Annotated in this window: 16 protein-coding genes and 4 tRNA genes; 12 read left to right on the forward strand and 8 right to left on the reverse strand. The window is 47.3% G+C overall.

Translation table 11 applies throughout. The features are described from left to right. Positions 1–127: 127 nt before the first annotated feature. On the forward strand, positions 128–3844 hold the full coding sequence (locus tag Q4Q46_RS07750; protein WP_311905641.1) for a response regulator: 3717 nt from the start codon (positions 128–130) through the stop codon (positions 3842–3844). A 120-nt stretch (positions 3845–3964) separates the two neighbouring features. Then, the gene (locus tag Q4Q46_RS07755) at positions 3965–6379 is read left to right on the forward strand and encodes a zinc-dependent metalloprotease (protein ID WP_311905642.1); all 2415 of its coding nucleotides are present in this window, start codon (positions 3965–3967) and stop codon (positions 6377–6379) included. A gap of 20 nt (positions 6380–6399) precedes the next feature. On the opposite strand, the gene Q4Q46_RS07760 is transcribed toward Q4Q46_RS07755, so the two are convergent. Continuing rightward, on the reverse strand, positions 6400–8208 hold the full coding sequence (locus Q4Q46_RS07760) for a protein kinase domain-containing protein (RefSeq protein ID WP_011845712.1): 1809 nt from the start codon (positions 8206–8208) through the stop codon (positions 6400–6402). A gap of 248 nt (positions 8209–8456) precedes the next feature. Here Q4Q46_RS07760 and Q4Q46_RS07765 point away from each other — a divergent pair, with 248 nt between their 5' ends. Beyond that, a complete protein-coding gene (locus Q4Q46_RS07765; protein WP_006080029.1) occupies positions 8457–8798 on the forward strand; it encodes a hypothetical protein in 342 nt (113 codons plus the stop codon). Positions 8799–8900: 102 nt separating this feature from the next. Further along, a complete protein-coding gene (locus Q4Q46_RS07770) occupies positions 8901–9557 on the forward strand; it encodes a thiopurine S-methyltransferase (protein WP_006080030.1) in 657 nt (218 codons plus the stop codon). A 252-nt stretch (positions 9558–9809) separates the two neighbouring features. Here Q4Q46_RS07770 and Q4Q46_RS07775 read toward each other — a convergent pair whose 3' ends face one another. After that, positions 9810–10001: a bacterioferritin-associated ferredoxin gene (locus Q4Q46_RS07775; RefSeq protein WP_006080031.1), complete on the reverse strand. Its 192-nt coding sequence runs from the start codon at positions 9999–10001 to the stop codon at positions 9810–9812. Positions 10002–10262: 261 nt separating this feature from the next. Between Q4Q46_RS07775 and Q4Q46_RS07780 the strand changes: the two genes are divergently transcribed. Further along, the gene (locus tag Q4Q46_RS07780) at positions 10263–11837 is read left to right on the forward strand and encodes a methyl-accepting chemotaxis protein (protein ID WP_311905643.1); all 1575 of its coding nucleotides are present in this window, start codon (positions 10263–10265) and stop codon (positions 11835–11837) included. Positions 11838–11960: 123 nt separating this feature from the next. Here the strand turns inward: Q4Q46_RS07780 and Q4Q46_RS07785 are convergent, their stop codons facing one another. Next, positions 11961–12896 (reverse strand): D-2-hydroxyacid dehydrogenase, encoded by a 936-nt coding sequence (locus tag Q4Q46_RS07785; RefSeq protein ID WP_311905644.1) that lies wholly within the window; start codon positions 12894–12896, stop codon positions 11961–11963. Between the two features lie 94 nt (positions 12897–12990). On the opposite strand from Q4Q46_RS07785, the gene Q4Q46_RS07790 reads away from it, so the two are divergent. Beyond that, positions 12991–13323, forward strand: a complete 333-nt coding sequence (locus Q4Q46_RS07790) for a DUF3392 domain-containing protein (protein WP_006080036.1) — start codon at positions 12991–12993, stop codon at positions 13321–13323. Between the two features lie 20 nt (positions 13324–13343). Here Q4Q46_RS07790 and Q4Q46_RS07795 read toward each other — a convergent pair whose 3' ends face one another. The 5 genes from Q4Q46_RS07795 to rsgA form a co-directional block, all read right to left on the reverse strand. Then, the gene (locus Q4Q46_RS07795) at positions 13344–14066 is read right to left on the reverse strand and encodes a glycerophosphodiester phosphodiesterase (protein WP_006084215.1); all 723 of its coding nucleotides are present in this window, start codon (positions 14064–14066) and stop codon (positions 13344–13346) included. 14 nt (positions 14067–14080) lie between these two features. Continuing rightward, positions 14081–17284, reverse strand: coding sequence for a mechanosensitive ion channel domain-containing protein (locus Q4Q46_RS07800; protein ID WP_037392785.1), 3204 nt, complete (start codon positions 17282–17284; stop codon positions 14081–14083). 68 nt (positions 17285–17352) lie between these two features. Then, complete coding sequence (locus Q4Q46_RS07805; RefSeq protein WP_311890127.1) at positions 17353–18234, reverse strand: DMT family transporter; 882 nt, start codon at positions 18232–18234, stop codon at positions 17353–17355. A 6-nt stretch (positions 18235–18240) separates the two neighbouring features. Next, the gene (gene asd, locus Q4Q46_RS07810) at positions 18241–19119 is read right to left on the reverse strand and encodes an archaetidylserine decarboxylase (protein ID WP_006080041.1); all 879 of its coding nucleotides are present in this window, start codon (positions 19117–19119) and stop codon (positions 18241–18243) included. Positions 19120–19181: 62 nt separating this feature from the next. Continuing rightward, the gene (gene rsgA, locus Q4Q46_RS07815; protein WP_259585424.1) at positions 19182–20246 is read right to left on the reverse strand and encodes a small ribosomal subunit biogenesis GTPase RsgA; all 1065 of its coding nucleotides are present in this window, start codon (positions 20244–20246) and stop codon (positions 19182–19184) included. 112 nt (positions 20247–20358) lie between these two features. Here rsgA and orn point away from each other — a divergent pair, with 112 nt between their 5' ends. From orn to Q4Q46_RS07845, 6 genes are all read left to right on the forward strand, one after another. Next, a complete protein-coding gene (orn, locus tag Q4Q46_RS07820) occupies positions 20359–20904 on the forward strand; it encodes an oligoribonuclease (protein ID WP_311905645.1) in 546 nt (181 codons plus the stop codon). Positions 20905–21094: 190 nt separating this feature from the next. Next, positions 21095–21170, forward strand: a tRNA-Gly gene (locus Q4Q46_RS07825). A 42-nt stretch (positions 21171–21212) separates the two neighbouring features. Further along, positions 21213–21288 (forward strand) — tRNA-Gly (locus Q4Q46_RS07830). Positions 21289–21322: 34 nt separating this feature from the next. Continuing rightward, positions 21323–21398 (forward strand) — tRNA-Gly (locus Q4Q46_RS07835). A 42-nt stretch (positions 21399–21440) separates the two neighbouring features. Next, positions 21441–21516 (forward strand) — tRNA-Gly (locus Q4Q46_RS07840). 507 nt (positions 21517–22023) lie between these two features. Further along, positions 22024–22479 (forward strand): hypothetical protein, encoded by a 456-nt coding sequence (locus Q4Q46_RS07845; protein WP_106651690.1) that lies wholly within the window; start codon positions 22024–22026, stop codon positions 22477–22479. Positions 22480–22522: the final 43 nt, after the last annotated feature.

A 22522-nucleotide genomic window follows, 5' to 3' on the forward strand; every position in this document is an offset into this window, starting at 1 on the left:
CAGTGGTATGAGTAGGCTTTATCTGACAATTATTTTATGTGATTGGCAGTTCCTTCCTGCTACTATATGGAGCTCATAGTTTTTGCCGCCGTAGGCTGAAATTAAGCGCTGCAATCAAGGGTAGTGGATGAAATCGAGTGAGCCGGATCTCCAACTAAAATCGCCGATCCAGAAGAACTACAACCGTGCCGTTTTTTATACGTACATCGGCGTTATCGTCATGTCTTTGTTGACCGCATGGATGTTTTTCGACCGCCAAAAAGCACAGCAGATGGAGCAGCGTGAAGAGCAGGTTCAGCGCCATGTATTGCAAATCGATTTGCTACTTGAGTCGAGCATTAGAGCGGTAAAAAGCTTACGCAACGTTGCTGTGGATCATTTACGTTTGGGCGAACTCGTACGTAAAGAACGCTTACCCCAATACGGTAAATTCAACGAAAGCGGCCAGTATTTTACCTTAGAACCTAGCTACGCCCAGAGCGGTGAGCCTTTTACTAACATGGGTAGGATCACTGGTGCAGGTTCCCTCGATGGCCGCAGCGACAAGTTCTATCAAGAGCTTGAGATGTTGTTTGAGCTGTCACTGTCATTCCCCGTCGCCAAAGAAGCCGCCCCGAAAGCCTCGGCAATTTATTACCTGTCAAAACGTAGGATTATGTCCTACTTCCCTTGGTCGAATGACGATCAACGTTTTAGGGACGAATTACTCAACAAGAAACAGTTTCAATACGCCACCCCGGCAATGAACCCGCAGCGCAGTGTGTTCTGGAGCGAAGCCTATGTCGACTCCACGGGCAAAGGCTTATTGACCACTTTAGGTGTGCCTGTTTATTTGGACGATGAGTTCATTGGCTCAATTAACTTAGACATGACGCTTGCCTCGTTAGCACGGCAAATTCGGGTCTACTTTAAGATGCCGGGCACAGTGATTTTGCTCGACCAACAGAACAATATTTTATCCCACAGCGATTTTGATAGCTCAGACATCAATCGGGTTTATCACATCAGCCAACGTATTCCCTCTGAGCTGCATTCTTTACCTGAATCGGAATTGTTCGATGCCCACGACGGCATCATTCGTAACGGCTATTACATCCACTCGGTTGCGCTGCATAACGCGCCTTGGCGTTTACTGTATTTACAGGATGAAGACGACTTATTCCAAGACTCGTGGGAAAAACTGCAGCTGACCTTTATTTTAGTGGTTATCGCCCTGTCTGTGTTGGTGACCATAGTGCATTGGCAGACGCGTCGATCTTTTGTGAGCCCTGCCTCGCGACTACTGTCGCACCTTGAGGGCTGCTCGCAAGAGCCGCGTAAGCCACCGGAGAAAATCACCCGCGGCTGGGAACCTTGGTTCTTGCTGGTGAGTCGGATTTTTGAGGAAAACAAACAATATACCCACCATTTAGCGGAGCAGAATAAGCGGCTCGATAAGCTAGTGGCGCGGCGTACTGAACGCTTAAAAGACACCACAGAGCGGCGTGAACGCGAATATGCGCTGCTACGATCCCTGCTTGATTCGATCCCCGAAGCCATTGTCTTTAAAGATAAAGAAGGCAACTATTTAGGTTGTAACAAAGCGGCTGAACGCATGCTTGGTTACACAGAGAGCGAGATGATAGGTTTATCATCTGAGGATCTGACCTCGCCAGAAATGGGCATTCGTATCCGCGCCGAAGACGAACAAGTCCTAAAAGATCGCACGCCGCTGCGCTACCAAGAAAAGGTTGAGCTTGCGGGTAAACCTGTGCTGCTCGATACCCTTAAACTGCCTTTCTATAATCGCCGCGGCGAACTGCAGGGCCTGATTGCCGTGTGGCGTGATGTGACGCGCGAATACGAATCCGCCGAACAATTGCGCCTGTCCGAAGAGCGTTATCACTTAGCTATGGATGCGGTGGAGGATGGCCTGTGGGATTGGTATTTAGACTCTGAACAGATCATTTGTAACCCAGCCTATTATTCTATGTTGGGTTACAAAACCAATGAGTTCCCCGCTCTTGTGTCGACGATTGATGAATTATCCCATCCCGACGATCGGATTCGCGTCGAGGAATACCGTGCTCAGTATCTTGCTGATCCCGTCGGCGCTTACGAAATCGAATTCCGTATGTTAGGTAAAAATGGCGGCTATCACTGGGTGTTATCCCGTGGCCGTGTGGTGGAGTTCACCGCCGAAGGCCAGCCTAAGCGTATGCTCGGTACCCATAAGGATATTACCCGCCATAAGAGTAACGAAGTGGCGCTTTTGGAAGCCAAGCAAGACGCCGAATTAGCTAACCTCTACAAGAGTGAATTCTTGGCCAACATGAGCCATGAGATCCGCACGCCGATGAATGCCATTATCGGTATGTTGCAGTTGGCACAGCGCACCTCGTTAACGGCGCAGCAGAAAGATTACCTCGAAAAAGCTGGTTTCTCGGCGCAATCGCTGTTGAGGATCATCAATGATATTCTCGACTTCTCTAAAATTGAGGCGGGTAAGTTGGAGCTTGAGCGGGTGCCATTCCCGCTGGATAAAGTGCTCGATCACGCCCTTGATCTCAATGCGCTCAAGGCACAGGAACAGGGCGTTGAGTTACTCTTGTATGCTCCAGTGACGGCGGGACTCATTCTTAAGGGCGATCCACTGCGTTTAGGCCAAGTGCTGATTAACCTGTTATCGAATGCGGTGAAATTTACCCAATCTGGCGAAATTGAGCTGGGTTGTGAAGATGTCGGCGAGCGCGATCATCGTATTACCTTGAAGTTCTGGGTGCGCGATACCGGTATCGGCATAGGTAAAGATCAGCAGGATAAGTTGTTTGATGCCTTCGCCCAAGCCGACGGTTCAACCACCCGCAAATACGGTGGCACTGGCTTAGGTTTATCGATCAGTAAGCATCTGGTGTCTATGATGGGCGGTAAGATGCAAGTGCAGAGTGAGCTTGGGGTCGGCAGTACCTTTAGCTTTACCATCAGCTTTGAAATTGCCGAAGCCGCTAAGATTGAGCCTTTGGTCGTGCCGGAAAAACTCAATAGTTTACGCACCTTAGTCGTTGACGATAACCCGACTGCACTGCAAATTTATTCGACCTTGATGCGAGATTTCCACTTCGAAGTCGATACCGCTGCCAGTGGCGCCGAAGCACTTTATAAACTGTCGCGGGCGCCAATCGATCTGCTATTGCTCGACTGGATGATGCCAGAAATGGACGGCAGCGATGTGGTCAGCGCCATAGATACTATGGTCGCCGAAGGCCGCTTAGCGAAACGGCCTGTGATTATTATGATGACGGCCTATGCAGCAGAGCCTTTGCAGCATGAAGTCGATAGTGCCAATGTGTTCGCCGTCCTGCAAAAACCCTTCAAGGCATCGAGCCTGTTCGATGAGATCATTGCCGCCTTTGCCGATGAGCCGAGATTGAATGTGGTTCAGCCTATGGTTGAAGTCCAAGTTGAAGACGGCGAACACACAGGTTTAGTGCTGCTGGTGGAAGATAATTTTATCAATCAGCAAGTGGCCACTGAACTCCTTAAGAGCGCTGGCTATGAAGTGGTGCTGGCCGACAATGGTCAAGTGGCGCTGGATACCATAGACTCGCGGCCGTTTGATGCCGTGTTGATGGATATTCAAATGCCAGTGATGGACGGGTTAACCGCTGCAAAGGCACTGCGTGAGCGTTTTAATGCCGATGAACTGCCTATTATTGCCATGACAGCCCATGCCATGTCGGGCGACAGGGAAAAAAGTTTAGCGGCGGGGATGAATGCCCACATCACTAAACCTATAGTGCTCAACGAATTATTTGAAACATTAAATCACTGGATCAAACATAAGAACCAGCATCAGAATCGTTAATTTATTTGCTCGGGGCCAGTGATGGCCTCGCGTTATTTACTGTAAATCAATCGCTTGAGATCAAGATTCATCGATAACTTATTAAGGTAAATAACGCAGCCAGCCGTATCAGGAGGAAAGATGAAACCCCAAAGTTTAGCCTTAGCCTTATCCTTATCCATAGCGCTGTTAGGATTTCCCACCGTTACCGTCGCAGCCGCCGCGCCTAGCGCCAAGATCATTAAGCAAAGCCAAGAGGCGAAAGGGTTTCTTAATCTCTATTACGAGGAATCTCAGGGAGAGTTATACCTTGAGGTCAATCGCTTAAATCAGCCTTTTCTCTTGGTCACTAGTTTGCCGCAGGGCGTAGGTTCGAACGACATTGGTCTCGATCGCGGCCAACTGGGTCAGACCCGCATGGTGCAGTTTGAGCGCCAAGGCCCCTATATTTTACTCAAGCAACTCAATACCCAATATCGTGCTAATACCACTGACGCCGCCGAGCAAAGAGCGGTTGCAGAAGCCTTTGCCGATTCTGTGTTATGGCAGGGTAAAGTGATTGATGGCAAGCCAGATCTGGTGGCGATCAACGATCTGGTGCTCAATGATTTACACGGCGTATCTTCCGTATTGCAACAAACAGAGCAGGGCTATTATCGGCTGGATCTGAGCCGTTCTGTCATCCTACCCAAAGGGATAAAATCCTTTGAGAAAAATGCCGATGTGGATGTGCAACTCACCTTTAAAGGCGATGTCGCAGGCGCACAGGTCGCACAGGTAACCCCCGACGGCACCTTAATGTCGGTGCGGATGCGTTATTCCTTTGTTGAGCTTCCCGATACTGATTACCAGCCGCGGGCTTATCATCCTATGAGCGGCTATTTGTCCGATGAGTATCAAGACTATGCGACGCCCTTTGATCAACCTTTAGTGCAGCGTTTTATCCTGCGCCACCGTTTACAGAAAGTGCATCCTGGCCCTGCGCCAAGTGAAGTCGTTAAACCTATTACTTATTATCTCGATCCCGGTGTGCCAGAGCCGATACGTTCGGCCTTGCTCGATGGCGCGCGCTGGTGGGAGACTGCTTTTACTCGCGCCGGATTTATTAACGGCTTTAAAGTTGAGTTATTGCCGGTAGATGCCGATCCGCAGGATATTCGCTACAACATGATCCAATGGGTGCACAGGGCGACGCGGGGTTGGTCCTATGGCGCCGCACTGACCGATCCTCGCACCGGTGAAATCATTAAGGGTCAAGTCACGCTCGGCAGCTTGCGTGTGCGGCAGGATTACTTGATTGCCAAAGGCTTAACCGCTGGCTGGCAGGATAGAGTGGCGGCCGAGAAAGCGGCGACAGCCTTGTCGCTGGCGCGTATTCGCCAACTGGCCGCCCATGAAGTTGGCCATACCTTAGGGCTTGATCATAACTTTGCCGCTTCGACCAATCAGGATGCTTCTGTGATGGATTATCCCCATCCGAAAATCCAGCTAAAGGGCAATGATATTGATATTTCAACGCCTTACACTACAGGTGTTGGCCCTTGGGATGATTTTGCTATCGCCTATGGCTATAGCGAACAAGGCGATGCTCGCACCCAACAAGCGTTGCAAGTCGACTTACTGGCCGATGTGGCGAAACGTGGCTTACGTTATATCGGTGAGGCCGATTCTCGCCAAAAGGATGCGAGTCAGGCCTATGCCAGTTTGTGGGATAGTGGTGACGATCCGATCGACCAGTTGGGTAAGCTCGATAAAATTCGCACTAAGGCGATTGCGGGTTTCTCCAGTGCGGCCTTGTTATCCAATGAGCCACTGGGCGAGCTAGCCGATGCCTTTGCGCCAATTTATTTGCTGACGCGTTATCAAATCGATGCGGTTGCTAAGTTTATTGGCGGCACTGACTATAACTATCAATCCATAGGTGAAGGTAGCCGCTGGAGCTATATTGCGCCGCAATTGCAGTTAACGGGTTTAGACGCACTGCTTAAAACTTTAGATGCGGCGAGTTTAACTGTGCCGCAATCCTTGCTCGACAGTTTAGTGCCAAAGGCGGGGAATTATCATGTTACGCGGGAATCCTTCGACTCAGGTTTAGGCGCAATTAACGATCCTCTCGGCATGGCTGAAGTATTTAGCCGTCATACTGTTAGCTTGCTATTGATGCCTAAACGTTTGAACCGTGTCAGCCAAGCATCCATGGCAGATAGCGAGCAGTTATCGGTGACAACATTACTGGATAAGTTATTCGCGGCGACCTTGTATCAAGAGGACAAGCTTGGGCTGGTCGAAGGTGTGTGGATGCGAGTGAACGCTGTGGTGATTGATGAAGTGCTGGCAACGTTGCACGATCCTCAAACCTCACCAGAGGTGAGGGCTGCGATCAACGATCGCGCTCAGTTTGTGATTAAGCAATTGAAAGCGAAGTCGAATCGAGCCAATGCAAGTCTTGCTGCCCATTACACTTGGTTGCAACAGGGTCTGGCTGCGGGCTTAACCGATGCTAAAGTTAAGCTGATCCCTAAGCCATTGACCTTACCGCCGGGATCACCGATTTAATCTGATGAATATAGGCGCCATTAGGCGCCTATTTCTTTTGGATTTTTCGGATAAAAGTGATCGGCTTTACGCTCTAGATGGGTAAAGCGGCGGGTGTTTTTGTAGGGCAGTTTCATAAAGCCCGACACGCCGTGGCCTTGGATTTTGCCGACATGATGCAAGATGCGATCGAGACTGGCGCGAAATGCCGCTTGCTTACGTGGATTGAGCAGCTTCAAGTAACTGTGGATTTTCAAGTGATTCGGCAGTGCCTCAAAAATGATGCAGCCTGTGTGGTGAATTTGGTTGATGCGGGCTAACTCTTCCATGATCTCCACCGGCAATTCTAGGTTTTCGTCGGGATCTTTACCGTCTTCAAAGTAAGAGTGTAACCGTGACTTATCTTCTAAGGTGGGCACATCACCGACTTCAAAGGGCAATTGCAGATCGGCGCTGGCAACAAACGGCTCGCTGATATCTGTTCGCTCGATATGCAGCGTGTCTTTGGCGTTAAAGAAACAGGCCTTAAATACCCCAATACGTTTAATTCCCCGAGCGAGATCTACCATATTGTTGACCGCAATAATTAAGGCACTTTTTTGTTTTGCATCGTAAATCGCAAGATTGGAGTCGATAAACACGCCGGTTTCTTGCCAGTGGATCGCGAGACCGCCCACGATTGGATATTGCGCTAACCGACCCACTGCGGCGATAAAACCTTTTTCGGTATCGCCCATGCCCGCGAGGAAGTTGCGGTAATATTTTTCGAGCTGAATATCATCCATCTTAGCGATAGGATCTTGGGCGTTATGTTCCTTCAAAAAGGACTTACGCGAGCTGTAGCTGACGGTTTCAACATCTTTGTCGCGGGATTGCACCCACACAGGAATTTCACCCTGTAACTCAGCTTTGGGCAGTTCTGGTAAATGCAGTCTGTGGCTGTGGCGCATACTTTTCAAAAAGTAATCGCCGGCAATGTTGCGCTGCTTAGGATCTGTGCTGAGCATGCCCTCTAAGGTACGGGCTAATTCCATTGGTAAGCCAATGCTGGTGGGCGAGATAACTTGTGCGCCGAAGCGGCTTGCTTGGCCTGAGGCAAGAGCATACAGAGTTGCAGCAACGCCTTGTTCGTCAAAGCGCGGGCTGGAGAGTGCCCCATTGAGTTGCTCTTCGCCGATAAAGTACACATCGCCCATGCGGGCGTTGGTATGTTGTTGATCGCTCGACATTAACGCCATCACATTGTCTTCGACGGGCTTGTTATATTCATCTCGCTGGGCAAACACCGCCGATCCCCAATCGATCAACGATAAGTGTTGCTGTTCAATGTCGTAAACCAGATTAGAAGGTTTGATATCGCCGTGCACTAAGGGCTTGCCCGTGCGCAGGTAATACAAGATATCGGCGAGTTGGCGGGCGATGCTCATGACCATAGCTGTGGGCAGGGCGCCCATACGGCGGCAAAGTTGGTCGAGATCTTCGCCTTTTGCCCGCTCCATCACGAGTATGCCTTGCTTGCCGACTCGCTCAAATTTGATCGCGCCCGGCACATTGGGATGCTTGAGTAAGGACAGCATAAAGGCTTCTTCTTCGAGCCTATCTTGAATATGTTGCGGCAGATTAATCCGCGAGAACTTAAACACATGGGCATCGCCCGCTTGATTGATACCCGCAAACACGAAACCGTAGGCGCCTTTGCCGACCAATTCAATATCGGTATAACCTAACTTGCTCAGCTGCTGTTTACAGAGGCGGATCCACGCCTTGTGTTTACGGGCATCATTGGCTTTGAGCAAGTAAATGGATTGCTCTTCAGAAATATAAAAATGCTGCAGCTGAGGTGTTTGCAAATTGTGCTCCTTGTTTTGTCCATTTAACCAGTAAGCGGGGGCGATAATCAAATAGCGGCTGGCATTATTTTAGGATTCAGAGCGGCATTAGTGATCAGCGTCAGGCGCGGCTTACCTAACCGATCATTTCGTCACTGACTTTGACTTACATCAAGTTAAATCCTCGCGACTATAGGTAATCTTTGGACATGAGATGGAATCAGTTTTTGTTAATTAACCCACAGACAAAGTGCAGCTAAGGAGGGCATATGCCCACCCAATATAAAGCCTTGTTGATCGAGCTATTGGAATATCCGCGTAAGCGAATTTTGCAGTCAATGGAAGTGACCCATTGCCCACATGCGGTATTTTTTAATGATAGCGACGAGCAATGTTTAACTTGTCATCAGGGCATGGAATGTATCTGGATGAATCAGAACGACGAGCTGGTGGCCGTGAACGAAAAATCGATTGCCGAGTTAAAACAGCAGTTGTTGATCGCCGTGGATTTTGTTGACTCATCGTTAAGCCCGCACCATTTATCACGCCGTCAATGTCAGTGTGATAACTGTGTTTGGCTGCGTAAAGTGCAAGCCACGTTAGATCAGTAAGTGAGTCTTTACATTGCTGATTTTGTCGAATGGCAGGGAGCTTTGCATCCGCTTTAAAATGTCATTAGAGTAAGGACAACTTTAGCGAATAGAGATAAACCCATGGAACCCGGTTTTTGGCATGAAAAGTGGCACCAGCAGCAAATAGGTTTTCATCAGCAAGACATCAATCCTTTCCTCGTTAAGTATTGGCAGAAGCTTGGATTACCCGCAGATACACAGGTTTTTGTGCCCTTATGCGGCAAGTCGCTAGACATGTGTTTCTTGGCCGAACAAGGGCATCAGGTCATAGGTTGTGAGTTGAATGAATTGGCGGTTCAGCAATTTTTCAGCGATAACCAACTCGAGATGACGCAAACGACCGTGGGTGAACATCAGCATTATCACACTGAGCAGATCAGTTTGTATCAAGGTGATATCTTCACTTTACCTAAGGCTATCACTCAAGAAGTGACAGCTTTTTATGATCGCGCCGCGTTGATCGCATGGCCAGAGAGCATGCGTGCACAATATGCCAAGCAGCTCGCGAGTTTGTTACCTAGCGGCAGTGTCGGCTTATTAGTGACCTTAGATTATCCGCAGGAAGCCTTAATTGGCCCACCTTTCGCCGTATCCCCAACTTGGGTTGAGCAGCATCTGAGTGATGACTTTGACATTGAAGTATTAGCCTCCCAAGATGTGTTGGCCGACAATCCCCGCTTTATTAAAAAAGCCGTGCCTTGGCTTAATGAAGCCGCCTATTTGTTGAAACGTAAGTAGAATTGACTCGAAAGTGGATCTGCAACCCCATTGAATGATCAGTAGTATTAGAGTTCAGTGGGGACTTGTCATTAAAACATCATATCTAAAGTCTAAACTGGCAAGATTATTTAAGACGAAGTGGCGGGCGGATAGAAAGCTTTGTTTTCGCTGGACTTTTTTGATTGAATTTGCTTGAGTCAGCGTGGTTTTAGCTTGTCGGAAGTGTGTTCGTTAGCGAGTTACCCATTACCACCCTATTCGCGATTCAATTTACGCGACTTCGTAATAATTAGGCTCACGCTCTAATTGATTCTGGATGATCTGTACCGCCATTCTTGCACACTTGCCACATTGATCGGCAACACCTAAGCGCTTTTTCACGTCAGCAAGCGAGCTATCGCCCTGGCTTACTGCATTTTTAATTTGCGTATCGGTGATCGCATGGCAAAGACAAACGTACATATATTAGTCTCCAAAAGAATTGCGCTAATTCTAAATGAAAACGCTTATCAAATGCAATCATGATTTTTGAGTGATTTTCATACATTAACGTTTTTGTTACATGGCGCACGTTTTATCGTCTATGCTAGATGTGTTTTAGCATTACACTGCTAGGCAGTTTTAGAAGTAGGTTCAGGAATATAGAGTCAGGGTGATGATGCCTCACGGATGGATAACTCATGGATGAATAACGAAGAATTAATCAAAGATCCATAAGGTTTCATGAGAACTAATCTACCAGTTACACAGCGAGAATATGATTATCCAGCGGATTGGATTTTATTGTCGACCACGGATACTCAAAGTCATATTACCTACGCCAACCAATCCTTTTGTACCGTTGCCGGTTTTGAACTTGATGCCATGTTAGGCAAGCACCACAACATGGTGCGTCATCCAGATATGCCTCCCCATGCGTTTGAAGATATGTGGCGCTGCATCAAAAAAGGCGAGCCTTGGAAAGGGATAGTGAAAAATCGCTGTGCCAATGGCGATCACTATTGGGTTGATGCCTATGTCTCACCCATCTCAGTTAATGGTAAAGTCGTCGAGTTTCAATCTGTACGCACTAAACCCACCCGCGAGCAGGTTAAGCGTGCAGAAACGGCTTATGCAGAGTTGAACAAAAAGGGCAGTGTCAGCGCGTTAAAACGTACAGTGAGCATGCCCGCCAAATTGCTATTACTAGCCCTACTTGCCATGCTGCCGATGCTTTACCTTGCTCTGCAAATTGGCTTAATGGGCTTTATTGCCCTAGCGATAAGCATCTTAGTGTTGCTGGTGGGCGGTAATCTGGTGCTGAGTCGTTATTACGCGATAGTGGCTAAGGCAAAGCATATCTACGATAACCCCTTGATGGCGCATATTTACAGTGGAAGCTCTGATGATCTTGGCGCGATTGATCTGGCGCTCCAAATGCAGACCTCTGAGCTTAAGTCGATTCTGGGGCGTGCATCGGATTCCTGTTATAACGTGTCTGAACAGGCCAAAATATCTGCCGCAAAGGGCAAACAAATTCAGAGTACCAGTCAGGCTCAATTGTCTGAAATAGAGCAAGTTGCTACGGCGATGCAGGAGATGACCGCCACATTAGGCGATATGTCTTCCAATTGTGCCGATGCCGCCAGTGCCACGCAAATGGCATCCGCTGAAACCATCAATGGTGATAAAACCGTGTCGAGCACCATTAGCTCGATTCAAGCTATGGCGGAGCAATTGCAACAAACGTCAAAGGTTATTACTGAGTTAGAAGCCCACAGTAAAGATATCGGCACTGTGCTAGATGTGATTCAGAGTATTGCGGGTCAGACAAATTTACTGGCATTAAATGCCGCGATTGAAGCGGCGCGTGCAGGTGAGCAAGGCCGTGGCTTTGCCGTTGTTGCTGACGAGGTTAGGGCATTGGCGCAACGTACCCACGATGCCACCAAGGAAATCCAAAGCATGATTAATCTGTTGCAGCAGGGGACTAATAAAGCTGTGGTCAGCATGCAGCAAGGTGTGGTTGCCGCTTCCCAATGTATTTCAACGGCGGATTTAGCAGGCACGGCATTACGTACGATTCGTGAGGCCATTTCGACCATTACCGATATGACGCACCATATTGCCAGCGCGGTTGAAGAACAATCGAGTGTGGCAAATGAGATGAATCGCAGCGTGGTGAATGTGTCGCAATTTACCCATTCTAGCCATCAACTTGGCAGTGAAATGGTCGGCTTGAACGATGAAGTGACTCGCGAGATGGATTCTCACTCAGTCTTGGTTGATCAATTCTTAAAGCGCAGCTTTAGGGTTTAATCACCTAAAACTTAAGATAAAAAGGCAATAGTCTGACTATTGCCTTTGCTTTTTCTGATCCCTGACTCAATTTCAATTCTCTAACTTAATTTCTGCTCTCTGCATCAATTCCTGAGCGCTAACTCAATAGCCCTTACTAAAGTCGATTCGATTCTGCAGTGGCTCACCGCTAATGAAGCGGCGATAGTTTTGGCTAAAAATCTCGACGATTTGTGCGGGATGGCTTGGCGCAGAAATATGCGGCGTAATGATGGCATTTTCCCGCTCCCAAATGGGATGGCTATTGGGCAAAGGTTCTTGAGCAAAAACATCGAGAATCGCTTGTTGGGCAGGTTTAGCGATAAGCTGGATATTGAGCGCATCGAGATCGAGTGCATCACCGCGGCCGACGTTAAACAGCACTGCATCATCTTTTAGTCTGCCTAAGGTATCAGCGTTAAGCAGGCTTTGGGTTGCCGGAGTGCTTGGCAGTAAATTGACCACCACATCGGCTTGCATCAACGTCTGGGCTAAATTGGTCATCGCTTCGATGGCATCAAAACCTTCAACGGTATTACCACTACGATTGATCCCTGTGACATGCATGCCAAAGTGTTTTGCGGTTTGCGCTAGATGCTGGGCAATTGAGCCAGTACCGAGCAAGAGCAATCGCATTCCTTGTAAACTTGAGTGGCGTATGGGGGGTTGAACTTGCCACTGTTTTTGCAGTTGCTGCTGGCGATAAAAACCATGACTACGGATATGCGCGAGTAAATAACCGAACACAAACTCACTCATCAGCGGGCCAAAAATGCCTTTAATATTGGTGAGTTGATAGTCTTTTCTGCCCCTTGGGCTCATCAGAGCATCTATGCCAGCAAAGCTTGATTGTAACCATTGCAGATTTTTAGCATGGGGCAATAGGGGCGCGGCGAGTTTAGGTTCGGCTAACCAAATATCAGCATCAATTATGCCCGCTGGATTATCGTCGAGTATCTCTAAATCAGGGAGTTCCTGCGCCTCAATCAAATCGCGATACTGTTGATTTGCCTTCGTTAGCAAGAGTAACTTGTGCCCCATGGCGTCTCCCTTTATGCTTGGTTATTGTTATTTTTCAATGTGCTGTCGCGGCCACGTCGAGGGATTGTGCAGCATCTTTTTAGGTTGAGTCATTATGGATCAGTTAGTCGCCCTTATTGCCCAGTTGGGTAACATGCTTCGCCCTTGGGCTTTTGATATTGCTACCGCTATGGTGGTGTGTCTTATTTTGGTTTTTTCAGCGGATGTCAATCGTATCCTAAGGCGTCATTTGTTGGGGCATTCTTTTGTGCTGCGAACATTTGTTTTTATTATTGTGAATGCCTTTGGCTATGGCCTATTGATCGTGAAAGCCACGCCTTGGGTGGCAAGACACATAGTGGCTATGCCATCCCATTGGATGTTTCTGTTAATTGTGGCCATGTTTATTTTTATCGGCTATTGGGCTCAGCGAAATAGCCAAGCTTAATATCGATATCAAGGCTGTCGTTATTCAAAGTAACCACAGTAATCGGCCGTGGCCACTTGATCTAAGGCTTGCATGGCACGGTCGGGATAATTGCTGAACACGCCATCGACGCCCATCTGCTTAAGTGCATGAATATCGTCGCTATGATCGACCGTATAAACATAAACCTTAGCGCCTCTGTTGTGGGCGTCATCCACTAAGGCTTGGCTGATAAAGCTGAGATCTAAGTGCAGCGAGTAAGCATTTAGCTCTCCGACCACAGCAGCATTATCAAGTGGAATACTGGCCAGCAGCGGCGCGACTAAAGCCTTGGGCAAAGCTTGTTTAAGTTCGCGCAGATACGGGTGATTAAAAGAAGATATTAGTAACTGCTCCTGGGTAAACCCAAGCTGACTCAAGGCTTTTGGATATAAATCGATTAACGGCGTGACGGTATTAATACCTTTTAATTCAATATTGACTATGCAGCGCCCCGCAATCAGCTCAAGTACTTGCCATAACGTCGGTATGGGCTCGCCTTTCACATTGATGCTCGCCAGATAATCCTTACTTACTAAATGGATCACGCCAGAGCCCGAGCTTTTATTATCAAGCCTTCGGTCGTGGAACACGACTAACTCACCTTCGACATTATGCACATCGAGCTCGACGGCCTGAGCCCCTAATTCTAACGCCTTAGCCATGGCGGCTAAGGTATTTTCGGCCTGATAACCGCTGGCGCCGCGGTGAGCAAAAATAAGCATGTTCTGCGATCCTATTAGCTTCTAATAATGCCTTGTTGCTCTCGACTTTGACCATTCTTAATATGGATTTCCATCTGCGGATAGGCGAGTTCGAGATTGTTTTCTTTGAGTTTTTTAGTCACTCGTTTATGTAAATCATGGCGCAGTGGCCAACGTGCCGACATATCTTTCGCATAGGCGCGCACTTCATAATCTTGGGTGTGTTTACCAAAGCCTGCAAACCAGACTTCAGGTTCTGGGCTGGCAAGTGCATCTTCACATTCTTGCACCGCTTGGTACAGGGTCGCTTCGACTTTGGCGGGATCAGAATCCCGCGCCACCGACACATAAACAATGACCCGCGTAATAGGATCTGACAAAGACCAGTTGATCAGCTGCTCTGTGATAAAGGCCTTGTTCGGGATGATGATTTCTTTTCTATCCCAATCGATAATCGTTGTCGCCCGAATTTGAATTTTACTCACGGTTCCCGTTAAATCGCGAATCGTCACTGTGTCGCCAATCCGCACTGGCTTTTCAAACAAAATGATCAGACCCGAAATAAAGTTGGCGAAAATCTCTTGTAAACCAAAACCTAAACCGAGCGACAGTGCGGCAATCAGCCATTGCAACTTAGACCATTCCATCCCGAGATTAGAGAAGCCGATTAATAGTCCGAGGAAAACCACTAGATAACGACTGACGGTTGTGATCGCAAACCCTGTGCCGGGGGAGAGATCGAGTCTTTGTAGGATCATCAACTCAAGTAAGCCGGGGAGATTGGTAGCAATCATCAGCGAGAAACCGACTACTATCAGGCCAAACATCAAGGACTTCATGGTAATGGGCAATTGTTGTTCTAGGCCATTAACGCTGGTATTGGTCGTCCACAGCGTAATGCCGTCGAGGAAGGAAAACAGCGCCGTATGGGTTTGAGTCCACAGACCAATCAAGCTGGCTAAAAAGGCCAATAACAACAGCGAACGCACTAGGCCGAGGGATTGGCTCGAAATGGTTTCCAGATCGACCACGGGTTCTTCGTAGGTATCGAGTCCATCGGCGGAGAGATGATGGGTTTCACCTTTTTCCCTTTGTGCTAAGCGTTCGGCACGTTTTGCCTTAGCGCGATCGAAGGCGATACGACGACGTTCAATCAACATCCAGCGTTTGATCAGTTGGTATAACAGCAAGAAACCCAGACCAAGTACGATCGACAATTGCAGTTGTAACAGCATTTGGAAAGCGGTGAAGTAGTAACCCCTAAAGGCTAAGCCTGCACTTAAAAGAGGCACAGATATCAACAATGTCCAGAGGATCTTCTGAATGAGTTTTTTGTTTTTACCGTCTTTCTTGGCATCCGAGTTTTTACGGCTAAGAATTAAGATGTCTTTGTATAACAAGAATAAAACGATACAGAAAACAATAAAGGCACCACGGCCTATGCTGTTGCGCACCAGTGAGGTGTCGAGCACTTCGGTAAAGCCCATCAAGCCCAATAATGGACTGGCGACCAGCACAAAGTGTCTAAGCCTTGATTGTCCGGCTTGGATGAGTTTCGAGGGGCGTTTGAAATGGCCCACGAGTACGCCTTTGTCGAGCGTCAGAATAAAGATGAAGCGATACAAGAGGTAGACTAAACCAATCGCCAGTATGCCCATGCCCACAGCTTGCACAAAGTTGCGATCGGATTGATAAAAAATCAATCCCGCCATGATCACAGGGAAAGGTTTTATTAAGGCATAACTGACACTACATGCGAGTGCCTTGAGGGTATAAATAAATTTATCTTGGGTCACATTGCCCACATAAGTGGTGTAATGATTAAGCAAGCGATTGAATTTAGGCGTGATTAAGTCCTGTACGACTAAACACAGTACTAGCAATATGATCCACCAAGACCAATAATCGTTTTGCTCTTCCCACGCTTTACCCAGCTCATCCCACTGCGCTTGCTGCACTAGCCAAACCGCGCTGCGTTCAAGGTCGGTTAACCATAACTTACTGATACTGGCAGCATTAGGCACCCAGAATAAATGCTCGTTTAGGGTGTTTTTAAGGGTGAGATGTTGCTGACTCAGTTGTTGATAGTTGACCTTCAACTTGCCTAATTCACTCAAGTATTGGTCATAGCTTTGCATCAGTTGAGAGATCAAACTTTGCTGCGAGTGCAGTAGCTTAATCTGCTGCTCATTGTATAAGCCGGGCTGTTCTAACTCTTGATCATTGAGGGCTTGTTGCTGCTCTAAATGGTATCTGTCTAAGCGCGCATCGGCGATCAGGGTTTGCAGCTTTTCGTGGTTTGGCGGCTTAGGCAGCGATTGCAACATCTGCAAAAAGCGCTCACCAAAGGCGGAGTTCATTTTGACCCAAGTGATCTGTTCTTGAATATTTGCCAACTGTTTGGCTTGGGATTGATATTGGGTTTCCGACTGCTCTTGTTGCTCGACCACATTGTTGATCTGCAAGGTTAAGGTTTGCAGTTTCTGGCCATAAATCTGGTTAGTGTCGGCAATGTTGCGGGTAATAGGATCGACGACTTTGCCCGTGTTGACTAAGTTTTTGGCTAAAGTGGCATCGGTTTGTTGCTGACGTTGTTTATTGATCGCCTTGTTGATGGTTTCAATCAAGGCTTCTTGCTGCACGAGTTGTTGTCGTACTAGCTGTAATTGTAATTGCGTCAGTTCAATGCGTTTTTGGCTGCTGGCGAGTTCAGCCTCATTGGTCGCAAGGCTTTGTTCAAAGAAGAGTCGTTGAGTTTGTTGTAACTCACCCGTTGGGGTATCAAGTGGGGCGAGTTCAGCCTTTTTGTTTTGGGCGACACTCTGCCTTGCGCTGGCGATCACTGTGGGTAAGTCGTTGTGGCGCTGTAATAAATCGTTTACTTGTCGGCCAAGGGTCGATTCGCTTTCTTTAAGCTCAGACAAACGAATATAGGCCATCGAAGCTTGCTGGCTGAGGTCTGTGCCTTTTTCCAGTGAGAGAGGTTTGTAGGCTTCTTTCAGTGCTTGGTTGGTGCGCTTCTTGTGTTGTTCAAAATCGATCTGCGCTTGTTGGAAACTGGTCGCACTGGCGGCGAGTTTCTCTATGTTAATTTTTAGGTCGTTAATTTGTTCATCAATGCTGAGATTTTGTTGCTGATCTTGCTTGTTCATGCCAAGACGTTTGTCCAACTGCAAAGGCGAATTGGCTAGGACGGAAAATGAGAAAAAAGCAATAACGAACAATAAAATACGTGGCATATGGGCTAAAGACATTTAGGGGCGAAAGACGCTCCATATTAGCCAAATTGCGTTGAGATTGGTATGTTTCAGGCGTTCTTTTTTCGCCGCTGTGACTGGTGCGATTGATGGGTTTCGAAGATGGCGGTCGCGACTATGATAGTGCCGCCGATTATGGTGTTGAGATTGAGCTCTTCACCCAAAATAATCAGCGCTAACATGGCGCCATAGAAGGGCTGTAAGCAAGAGACTAGCCCAACCGTTTTGGCGCTGAGTTGCCTCAGTGCGGAAGTGAATAGCGCATGGGGCGCGGCGGTAAAGACGACGCCGAGTAAAATAATCAATCCCCACACTTCGAGTGAGATGCTATTCAGTTCCGTTTGGTGCCACGGCATTAGGAACACGACGGCGACCAAGGTTTGGTAGAACATGGCATGTGGGCCGCTGTACTGGGAAAAGTAGCGTTTGTGCAATAAGTTACGGGCGGTGAACAAGATGGCGGACACTATGCCGATGGCAATGCCCAGCGTAGTGTCGTTACCTAAATTGGCCTCAGGGATGAGTAATATCACCCCTATCAGCACTAACACGCCGCTGATCATATCGAGTAATTTTATTTTACTGCCTGTCAGCAACGGCTCGGCAATCACTGTCATCACCGGATAGGTGAAAAACGCAATCATGCCAATGGCGACCGACGAGAGCTGCATGGCGGCAAAATACGTGACCCAATGCAGGCTTACGATAACCCCAAGCCCGATGGCGACCAGATAATCTTGTTTGCTGGCCAGCGTTAGCCGTTTACGGCTGAGTTTGACCAGCAAACCTAACACAGTGGCTGCGACGATACAGCGTAGGAAGGTGATGTCGAGGGCACTGAGTGGGATTAATTTAGAAAACAAAGCTGTGCCGCCAAATAGCAGCACAGCCAAATGTAATTCAATTAATCCCGAAGGTTTAGCAGAACTCAAGAAGGGTTAATCCGCTTGCTTAACATCTTTCAGGTTAGCGAAGGCTTGTCCCATACGCGTAACAGCTTCGGCTTCGACACCTTCAGCAAAGGTCGCGATAGCATCTTTAGCAAACAACATCACTACAGTACTGCCTAACTTGAAGCGACCCATTTCCTCACCTTTGTCTAAGGTAATGGCATCTGGACCTTGGGTTGGATATTCCCAAGTGAAGACTTGCTTACCTGTCGGCGGCGTGACTGTGCCTGCCCAGACGGTTTCGATACTGGCAACAATCGTTGCGCCAACCAATACCATGGCCAATGGACCTAATTCGGTTTCGAAAATCGCCACCACACGTTCGTTGCGGGCAAAGAGACCGGGTACGTTTTTGGCCGTTAACGGATTAACCGAAAACAGTTCGCCAGGTACGTAAGTCATTTTTGATAACGTGCCTTTAATCGGCATATGGATACGGTGATAGTCTTTAGGCGCCAGATAGATAGTCGCAAAATCACCGCCTTCGAAGCGTTTAGCATCTTCAGCTTGATCGCCAAGCAGGGTTAAGGATGAATAGTGGTGACCCTTAGCTTGGAAGATGCGGCCGTTTTTAATCGGGCCTAATTGGCTTACTGCGCCATCGACGGGATGCACCATGATATCGGCGTCCATATCTAACGGACGAATACCGGGTTTAAGGGCGCGGGTAAAAAAGGCATTAAAGCTTTTATAGGCTTCAGGCTCACTCTGCGCCGCTTCGCTCATATCAATTTTATATTGCTTGATAAACCACTTGATAGCGGCCGTGGTTAACGCGCCCGCTTCGGCGGCGGCGAGTTTACCCACTAAACGAGATAATAAGTGTTTCGGCAGCATGTACTGCAGCGCAATTTTGACTTTATCCAATTTTAATTCCTTTTCTTACTGCTCAATCTTTGCTGAGACTGTTGTTATTTATCAATAAGTCGCTATTCGTCAGTGGCCGCACGGAAATGGCGGGCATGACGTTGTTCATCTAAGCTGGCGATAATTTTATGGTAATTATTAAAACGATCTGCGCTGATCTTACCTTGGCTCAGGGCTTCTTGCAGTGCACAGCCGGGATCGTCACCGTGTTTACAATCGCGGAACTTACACGCGCCAAGATACTCGCGAAACTCGATAAAACACCAGCCCACACGTTGTGCAGGAAGATGCCATAGGGCGAATTCGCGCACGCCTGGGGAGTCGATTAAATCGCCGCCACTAGGTAAGTGCAACAGTTTGGCTGTGGTGGTGGTGTGCTGACCTAAACCTGAGTTATCGGAAACATCACCAATCACCAGTTCGGCATCGGGTAATAGGGCATTGATGATCGATGACTTACCCACACCAGATTGGCCGGCAAATACGCTGACTTTATCTTTGAGTATGTCTTTGATGGTATCGATACCATCACCTAACTTGCTGCTGACTTTATAAACTGGATAGCCAATATCTTTATAGCGCTGCAGCGCTTCATCGATTGCCTGCGCTTCATCGGGATTGAGCAAGTCAATTTTATTCAAAATGATGATAGGCGGAATATCAGTATCTTCGGCAGCCACTAAATAACGGTCGATGATCTGGGTGGTAAAGCTGGGTAATACCGAGGAGACAATCAAAATCTGGTCGATATTCGATGCGATGATTTTCACGCCATCGTATAAATCTGGGCGTGTAAGCGATGAGCGACGTGGATGAACGGCTTCAACAATACCTGCGATACCGCTATTGGCTTGGCTCTCAATGGCTAAGCGTACGATCACTTTATCGCCAGTCACTAAACTGGTGACGGCACGGCGAATATTACAGCGCACAACTTGGCCGCTTTCGGTTTCTATGTCGGCATGTTGGCCAAAACGAGAAATCACAGTACCGGGCTGTTCTTGCCCCAGTGAACTATCCTGTAACTCTGGCGTATTTTTTTCGCCACTGTCACGATTGAGTCGCTTCTCGTGATTAGCACGCATACGGCGTAATTGACCTTGGCTTAGGGGTTTCTTTTTACTCACTGATTCGTCTTCGTCAATTAGGTGATTTTTTGTGTCGGAAAAAAGCAGTATGATACACGCTCTTGAATAAAAAAGCCTGAATTTAGGCTAACTGACATGATAAGGCTGATTTATGACGGCAGATGTAAATAATCTCATTTGGATCGATTTGGAAATGACAGGGTTAGAGCCCGACGTCGACAGGATCATTGAAATTGCCACTTTAGTGACAGATCAAGAACTCAATATTATCGGTCAAGGTCCGGTTATGGCGATTCATCAATCGGATGACGTGCTGGCCGCTATGGATGATTGGAATCAAAAACACCATGGTGAGTCAGGGTTGATTGACCGCGTTCGTGCTAGCCAAGAAACCGAAGCGCAAGCCGTGGCTAAGACGATTGCCTTCTTAGAACAGTATGTTCCTAAGGGCGCTTCTCCAATGTGTGGTAATAGTATTGGGCAAGATAGACGCTTCTTAAATCGTTATATGCGCGAGCTGGAAGATTATTTCCACTACCGCAATGTGGATGTCAGTACGATTAAAGAGCTAGTGAAGCGTTGGAGCCCAGAAACTATGGCAGGCTTTAAGAAGCAAAACACTCACCAAGCACTGCAGGATATCCAAGAGTCGATCGCTGAATTGCAGTATTATCGCAGCAAAGTATTTAAAATTTGACCGATCAGTAGATAAATATGCAAGAAGGGGTTGCAGCCGCATGAATTTTTCATATAATGCGGCCTCAACTTTTTGATGCGAACAGAGATGTGCGGTCATTTAGATTGAATGCGACATTAGCTCAGTTGATAAAGGTTGATAGACGATACCTTTGTTAATGTTGAAGGCAAATGTAGCAGCGATACAAAAGGCGACATTAGCTCAGTTGGTAGAGCGATACCTTGCCAAGGTATAGGTCATCGGTTCGAACCCGATATGTCGCTCCAAATTAAAATTTAGTGATTTGCCAAATCATTAATACAGATTATGCGACATTAGCTCAGTTGGTAGAGCGATACCTTGCCAAGGTATAGGTCATCGGTTCGAACCCGATATGTCGCTCCAAATTCTAGACTGTCACTGTCTTAAAATGTGAAATGCGACATTAGCTCAGTTGGTAGAGCGATACCTTGCCAAGGTATAGGTCATCGGTTCGAACCCGATATGTCGCTCCAAATTAAAACTTAGTGATTTACCAAATCATTAATACAGATTATGCGACATTAGCTCAGTTGGTAGAGCGATACCTTGCCAAGGTATAGGTCATCGGTTCGAACCCGATATGTCGCTCCAATTTCCTAAATATTCCACTATCACATGACTCAATTGACATTAGAACAGTTGAGAACTTGATATGGCGATACCTTATTTTTTGCCAAGGCATAGGTCATTGATCCAACCACTCCCGATCTAAATCATTTCGCTGTAATTCCGTTAAACTCTCCAACAGCGACTTTTTCACGTCATTCCCTCAATTAGCTCATCTATTCCTTTCTTGACTAACTACTATCCACTGCAAACCCTCTATCTTTGATTTATCATGTACAACCAAAGGCTTACGTTAACCTATTGGGTTAAGTGTTTTGAGATCTCTTTTGGCTTTTCTCTCTTACACAAAACGGTGTGATTGGATTTAGATGCGTGATCTGAAGCGTGTTTCTTCAAGTTTTCCTAAATTAGATAGCTTCGCGAAAGTTAAATTATGACCTTGTTCAAATATTCGTAACGCTTTTGCTCACATAATGAAGCTAGACAAAATTAATAGCGCCAAGTAGTTGGCCTGACAGTGGAGTGCATTATATGCGTATTCAACAATTACGTGATCTACTTGAGTATGTGGCAAATTGCCGCTTAGATATGGCGCAACTCTATGGCCGACTCAATAATCAAGCTGACTCGGCCCGTGTGAAAATGATGCTGGATTATTTTGAGTCACATCAAAAAACCATGGCGGAGAAACTGCGTGATTATATGGAAGAAGCGCCACATCGTATTCTTGATACTTGGTATAAAGACTTCACTTTTGAAGACTTTACCAAGCGTTGCCAAGATATTATGTTGCCCGCAAACATGAATGAAGACGATGTGCTCAACTTGCACTTAGACTTAGAAAATCGTCTGATTGGTTTGTTAGAAAAAACGGTTAACTCAACCACTGCCGAAGATGCGCGTAATGCGTTAGCTAATTTGATCCGCGTGGAAAAAACTCAGCAGCAACGTTTAGTCCATAGTACGATTCGGATGGACGATATCTAAACCGTTATTTCTTCTCGATTCCTAAAGCCAGCCGAGTGCTGGC

Origin of the sequence: Shewanella vaxholmensis, assembly GCF_031932135.1 — a bacterium.
Lineage (GTDB): Bacteria > Pseudomonadota > Gammaproteobacteria > Enterobacterales > Shewanellaceae > Shewanella > Shewanella hafniensis.

What these genes read in the sequence shown, in the direction of transcription:
- Q4Q46_RS07750 (WP_311905641.1), top strand. Translation starts at nt 128, where the DNA reads ATGAAATCGAGTGAGCCGGATCTCCAACTAAAATCGCCGATCCAGAAG.
- Q4Q46_RS07755 (WP_311905642.1), top strand. Translation starts at nt 3,965, where the DNA reads ATGAAACCCCAAAGTTTAGCCTTAGCCTTATCCTTATCCATAGCGCTG.
- Q4Q46_RS07765 (WP_006080029.1), top strand. Translation starts at nt 8,457, where the DNA reads ATGCCCACCCAATATAAAGCCTTGTTGATCGAGCTATTGGAATATCCG.
- Q4Q46_RS07770 (WP_006080030.1), top strand. Translation starts at nt 8,901, where the DNA reads ATGGAACCCGGTTTTTGGCATGAAAAGTGGCACCAGCAGCAAATAGGT.
- Q4Q46_RS07775 (WP_006080031.1), bottom strand. Translation starts at nt 10,001, where the DNA reads ATGTACGTTTGTCTTTGCCATGCGATCACCGATACGCAAATTAAAAAT.
- Q4Q46_RS07780 (WP_311905643.1), top strand. Translation starts at nt 10,263, where the DNA reads ATGAGAACTAATCTACCAGTTACACAGCGAGAATATGATTATCCAGCG.
- Q4Q46_RS07785 (WP_311905644.1), bottom strand. Translation starts at nt 12,896, where the DNA reads ATGGGGCACAAGTTACTCTTGCTAACGAAGGCAAATCAACAGTATCGC.
- Q4Q46_RS07790 (WP_006080036.1), top strand. Translation starts at nt 12,991, where the DNA reads ATGGATCAGTTAGTCGCCCTTATTGCCCAGTTGGGTAACATGCTTCGC.
- Q4Q46_RS07795 (WP_006084215.1), bottom strand. Translation starts at nt 14,066, where the DNA reads ATGCTTATTTTTGCTCACCGCGGCGCCAGCGGTTATCAGGCCGAAAAT.
- Q4Q46_RS07800 (WP_037392785.1), bottom strand. Translation starts at nt 17,284, where the DNA reads ATGCCACGTATTTTATTGTTCGTTATTGCTTTTTTCTCATTTTCCGTC.
- orn (WP_311905645.1), top strand. Translation starts at nt 20,359, where the DNA reads ATGACGGCAGATGTAAATAATCTCATTTGGATCGATTTGGAAATGACA.
- Q4Q46_RS07845 (WP_106651690.1), top strand. Translation starts at nt 22,024, where the DNA reads ATGCGTATTCAACAATTACGTGATCTACTTGAGTATGTGGCAAATTGC.